This is a genomic window from Pseudoalteromonas sp. TAB23, from assembly GCF_000498075.1.
In the GTDB taxonomy this organism is placed as follows: Bacteria; Pseudomonadota; Gammaproteobacteria; order Enterobacterales; family Alteromonadaceae; genus Pseudoalteromonas; species Pseudoalteromonas arctica.
The window spans coordinates 1-5,323 of record NZ_AUTP01000274.1 but is presented as its reverse complement, the minus strand read 5'-3'; the positions used below and the strand labels follow the sequence as shown (position 1 = coordinate 5,323).

The window sequence follows — 5,323 nt, the reverse complement described above, 5'->3', positions numbered from 1 at the left end:
AGCCGCCACCATCTTTTGATTATTAGCGCCGTCTGCGAACACCGCTTTTTCCTGCATGTATTCCAATACACGAATTTTAGCGGGGATAATATCGAGCTCTTCCTTTACTTTGGCGAAGAAGGTGCTTTTAGCGCCAGTTTTTTCTTCATCAGTAAGGTATAAGAAGATTTGTTCACGGGGTAAATCTGCAGCAAACGGTTTGCGGCCACGTGGTTGAGAGGGGGCTTTTTTATTCGTGTTAGTGGCCAGCGTTTCGTCTTGCTCATGAGCAATCACATCAGGGTCGGTGACTAACTCGGCTTCATCAAACAATAAAAACTGCCCTTGGCCGATTTTTTCACTGCTGGGAGCAAAGCGTTTTAATTTGAGGTGGCGCACCACCTCTTCTAAAATATCGATGCGCTCAGACTGCTCTCTATTCACACGGACTTGCTCTGCTAACTGAGCACGAAGCAGTTCGATTTCAGTCATATTTTTAGAAGAGGAAGTCACGATACAAATAGCCTTTAACGCCTTATTTTAACTGGGCTTATTGTATCAAAGCAGGCTGTTTTTGTCGCTAAAAAACTGACTCGAATTGTAATTTTTTATGGGGTTTCATTAGGTTAATATCATAGCCATCAAGTAGCCAATTAAGTTGTTGCCCCGTTAAGTTCACCAGCTCATCAGGGCGCTTGGGCCACTTAAATTTATCCTCAGCTAACGCTTTGTAATACAGGACAAAGCCATTATCTTCCCAAAATACGCATTTGATTTTGTTACGCTGTTTATTAGTGAATGCATACAGCTCACCACTAAACGGGTTGTGGCCTAATTCTGCTTCAATGAGCGTACTTAAGCCGCGATGAGACTTGCGAAAATCAATCGGCTCACAATATAAAAACACGCGCGGCAAATGGGCAGCAGGTCGCAGAGTCGGTTGCATCAGCGTAGGTACTCCAACAATTGCGCCGCAACCGGGGCGTTCATGGCATCGATGCCACCCAGTAGAATGCCGTTGGGTAGTGTAATACAAAGGGATGATGCGCTCTCAGGCACCGCTGCCAACTGAGCCACGGCAAATCCTGACGGGCGAGCAAGCTGTACATTATTGCACTTGGCTAATTTGCACTTCCAATAACTAAATTGATTTTGGTCGAGCTCGTGAGTACGGCAATAGTGTGCTTGCGAGCCGCCTGTTTGTTGCCATGCATCGATATGATGCTGCCAATGTTGAGTATGTGACATATTGAAACCTCGATAAGTAATGACTGACGTCATTATCAAGGCTCAGATTAAATTTGGAATAACGCGGAGTAATGAGCGCTTACGCTATACGCTTACAATATAACTCTAACATTAGAAAAAATAAAAATGAGAAATAAACTGCCTATATTGCTTATTGTATTAGCTGTGATTATATCATGTGTGCATGATGCATACCTTTACAGTAATTCAATACCATTAATTCAAATGGACTTAACGCAAAAAAACAGCTTAATTTATACGGTTTCACCAGCAAAAATTTAAGCTAAATGGTCTTTGCTAATCTATCAGAACCAAGACGAAAAAAACCACCGTAGCTAGTAAGGCAAGGTGTTTATTGTCCACTTGCTACAATTAATACTTTTGCATGTGCACGATTTCATTTGTGTGAAAAAATGACAGTGTTAATTCTAAATGAGAGCTCAAAATGATGACTAACTCACTAAGTATATTTATACTAATTTGCGCTTTATGCCCACTTTTACATATTCACGCTACCGACAGCAAGTTAATTACAGTAACGGTTACTCAGCGTTTGTCTGAGACACCCGATTTAGCTTTACTGCAGAAAGAGCTGTTAAAAAAAGCTCAAAGGCAAGCTAAAACATCGGTTCAATCGAATGCCGGTGATTCAAAATACGCAACTCATTCAAATGCAGAGTTAAAACTTCAATCGTTTGATTTTGAAGTTAACAGTGATAAGCGAACTATTAAAGCTATCTATGAAGTTAAAGAACTGCAACTAAGCCGCAAAACGAAAAGCGGTATTGTGATTAATGAGGAGCAGTTTACAGTTGAGGCCAACCAGCGTGCCGCAAAAAAATTCGACGAAGAAGCCAAAAATAAGCTTGATGCGTTAGCACTTAGGGGTTCTAGGGATTTTCCCCTCTAAAGTAACATAAATCGCCACAACCCTCGCAGTTAATGGCTTGTGGAGCTGGGTTACCTTTCATTTTAGACTTCATTTTCAACAATAGGCCTAGTTATTTCCTGTAAATCAGGTAGTTTGCGGTTACTAGCGAACTGATAAGTGCCGCTCAGATTAATGTTCTGCCATGCAACGGGTGATACTTGTCGAGTTATTGCTGCTTTTTCCTCGTCACCAACTTCTTCAAAGTGCAGTAATAGATGACTTAGGATCATCGAGTTAAAGTAGATAATAGCATTTGCCGTCAAACGGGCACACTCGTTCCAGACGACTATTTCTGATTCGTTTTTTCCACGGAACTGGTCACGATTGACCGATGCAATAGCTCGCCTGAGGAAATGCCAGGCTTCGCCTCGGTTCAGTGCTCGTTGAACATATTGGCGCAGACTTGCATCATCAATATAATCAAGTAAATATTGGGCTTTGATGAGCCTATTATATTCCGTTAATGCTTGTAATATAGGGTGTCTAGATGGATAACCAGATAATTTGCGTACTAGCAATGCCTGTGTTGTGCGTTTTTCTTGAAGGGATAACACAATACGCTGAATATCCTGCCAGCCTTCTTCAATCACATTCATTTTTATCGGCTTTTTCAGCGCCAGATGCGTGTTTCCGTCGTCGCTTTCAGTTACGTTAAATAGGTCATTGATCACACTGGTGAACTGAGCATACCTAGGCGCAAAACTATAACCGCATAAATCCAATAAGGCATAATTAACATGATTAACACCATGGGTGTCGGTTGAGAGGACATCTGGCTTAAGATCACTAGTATTAGATTGTAGTAAGTCGTAAATATAATGGGACTCATGCTCATTAGATCCTATGATACGGGCATTTAACGCACTATGATTGGCAACTAACGTCATGGCCGTAATACCTTTGTTGGTGCCGAAGTATTTCGAGGAGTAGCGAGTTTTAAAAGTCTCAAGGTGAGTTTCAAATTTTTGCCCATCGGTACTGGCGTGCAGGACGTCTTCTTGGATGTGATAGTGGCGGAAAATAGGGAGTGCCGCTACTGCGTTATTGATGATATCACTAGCCTCTTGCAAGGTTTCAGGCCTAATATAATTAGCTTGTATAGTGCTTAGATGCTCATAACTGCGATCAGATATTTGTGCCATCCCATATACGCCGCGATGTGTCGCATTCGCAATTAGAATAGCCAATAAATCATCCTGATTGGCGCCTACTTGTTTTTGTATTGGCAGCACGTGTGCGAAGCATTGCATAAAGTTGGTTTCTTGTTCAACATAACGCAACACATCAGCAATACTGACGGGGATCATTTGTTTAAAGAAAGGGTTGTTGACAAGTGATTGGGAGCCTTTAACTGGCAGTCGCCATCGTGTGCCACTTCGGCTCTTCATGATCACATTGCGGTTATCACCATTATCAATGTGACGAGCAACATCTTCTAGGGATGTTGTTAAGCGTATTTGTTTTACTTGCAGTAGCTTCTGAATCGGCTGCTTTAGCTTTTCCAATGTTGATGATGCCAATAGATCAGGCTGTATTGACGATGCAATTAAGTCGTCTTCTAGCGCACGATATTTAGTGACGTTTGATAAGTAAATTCGACCATTAAGCCGAGAAGCCAGTTGACGGTAAAGCAACCATTCGTATCGCTGTGGATGAACAACATCCTTGTTAATTAACCATGGACGATGTTTTTGTTGGATAAGTGTACTATCCATTGTTTGCAATGTATTACCTGCTAATAGTTCTGTTTTTGTGGTTTTGAGCTGGGTCACTAATGCTTCTGAGCCTTTACCTGCTTGGCATTCAAGACATAGAAACACGGGCCTTAATAACTGCTCAATTAACCCGTTTTGATCATCATAATATTGCCATTGATATTCTTCTACCGTGCGTTTTTGCTTTTTTAAGTACAGGCATAGCGTTTCTATATCTTGGTTATTCATTACACTTAATGCTTGTTGCCTAACCGTTGCAAATGGTTGATTATCGTCGATACTGTCATCAACAAACAGATGCAGTAATTCTGCGGCTTTGGTGACATTGTCTGCAGCTGACCTCCATGAGTCAAACACTGCCTGTTGGGCAAACGCATGCGCAGCTTCTTGTTGTTTACGGATATGATGAATAAACCCATCAGCCAATCGCTCTAGGCTTTGCCGTATGCGTTGAGTCAGAAAACACAGCAACCATAGGTGTTGCTGTGGACGCTTAAAGCGTTTTAGTTTACTGCCATAATAATCCACCATTTCACCGAAGTGTTGTTGGTTTTTAGACGATAAGGCTAAGCCCTTAACAGCATTATCAATCTGTCTTGTATAAGGCTGTAACTGATGATACACCGTCAGTTCTTTTTTTAGCTCTGTCACCATAACGCTTTTTGCACCGGCTCGAAGCTGGCTTAAGGAGAGCCCATCTTTGTCATCGATAATAGTATTTAGAAATCCGTGTAGTTCAGATGAAACATGAATACGAAGCTTATTATTTAACGCCTTCTTGACCTGTTGGATAACACGACTGATAAGCTTTTGTAAGACAGTATATTTAGGGATGGCAATTCTATGCGTTGCTAGATATTCAGCGGCTGCATCGAATAGATAACGAGGCTCAAGCCAAGCTTTGCCGACCATAACAAGATGTTCGTACAGCGGCGCAAAGTGCAGACTTTCGTCCCATTTCTGATAGTTTAATAACCTCAGTATTCTTTGATATATACGGTCACGCTGCATCTTATTAATGCTGAAAGGCCTGATCCCTTTGCCTCCTTGAACTTGCGTTGAAATAAACTGCATATCGTCAAAGATGAGGTTAAAGCTAGGTGAAAGAATCACAGGCTTAGACTTAAAATACCCTAATAACGCAATGAAATAGCATCGGTGGTTCCTTAGGCGAATACTTTTCAACTCTGTTAACTCGATCTCGTTTGGCGTAAAATACAATCGTTGTTGTTCAAGTGATAATAGCGGCGGAGAATATAGATCAAGCTGCTCAGCTTTGGTAAGAATTGATAGTTCGTTTTTTATAGCCATAGGAATTAAATTAAGTTTAAGGGGTTGTTAACCTCATAATTTGCCATACTTTGGAGAAGTAACCCACCTTTGTATGCCTTTAAATATGGTGAGTATGGCGATTTATGTTACTTTAGAGGGGAAAATCCCTAGAACCCCA

4 protein-coding genes and 1 pseudogene are annotated in these 5,323 nt (G+C 41.3%); 1 reads left to right on the top strand and 4 read right to left on the bottom strand.

The window, feature by feature from the left end:
* From L654_RS0116545 to L654_RS0116535, 3 genes and pseudogenes are all read right to left on the bottom strand, one after another.
* Positions 1-492, bottom strand: a pseudogene (locus L654_RS0116545) (hypothetical protein); the annotation flags it as partial.
* Positions 493-559: 67 nt separating this feature from the next.
* Positions 560-925 carry an IS66 family insertion sequence element accessory protein TnpB gene (tnpB, locus tag L654_RS0116540; protein ID WP_024608491.1) on the bottom strand — a complete coding sequence of 122 codons (366 nt, stop codon included), beginning with the start codon at positions 923-925 and terminating at the stop codon, positions 560-562.
* Complete coding sequence (locus tag L654_RS0116535; protein ID WP_024608490.1) at positions 925-1,227, bottom strand: hypothetical protein; 303 nt, start codon at positions 1,225-1,227, stop codon at positions 925-927. Before L654_RS0116535 ends, tnpB begins: the two co-directional genes overlap by 1 nt.
* Before the next feature lie 445 nt (positions 1,228-1,672).
* Between L654_RS0116535 and L654_RS0116525 the strand changes: the two genes are divergently transcribed.
* The gene (locus L654_RS0116525; RefSeq protein WP_139016110.1) at positions 1,673-2,137 is read left to right on the top strand and encodes a hypothetical protein; all 465 of its coding nucleotides are present in this window, start codon (positions 1,673-1,675) and stop codon (positions 2,135-2,137) included.
* Between the two features lie 62 nt (positions 2,138-2,199).
* On the opposite strand, the gene L654_RS0116520 is transcribed toward L654_RS0116525, so the two are convergent.
* Positions 2,200-5,184, bottom strand: a complete 2,985-nt coding sequence (locus L654_RS0116520; protein ID WP_008126957.1) for a Tn3-like element ISKox2 family transposase — start codon at positions 5,182-5,184, stop codon at positions 2,200-2,202.
* Positions 5,185-5,323: the final 139 nt, after the last annotated feature.

Excerpts from the sequence above, each read along its gene's own strand:
- tnpB (WP_024608491.1), bottom strand. The coding sequence starts at position 925 with ATGCAACCGACTCTGCGACCTGCTGCCCATTTGCCGCGCGTGTTTTTA.
- L654_RS0116535 (WP_024608490.1), bottom strand. The coding sequence starts at position 1,227 with ATGTCACATACTCAACATTGGCAGCATCATATCGATGCATGGCAACAA.
- L654_RS0116525 (WP_139016110.1), top strand. The coding sequence starts at position 1,673 with ATGATGACTAACTCACTAAGTATATTTATACTAATTTGCGCTTTATGC.
- L654_RS0116520 (WP_008126957.1), bottom strand. The coding sequence starts at position 5,184 with ATGGCTATAAAAAACGAACTATCAATTCTTACCAAAGCTGAGCAGCTT.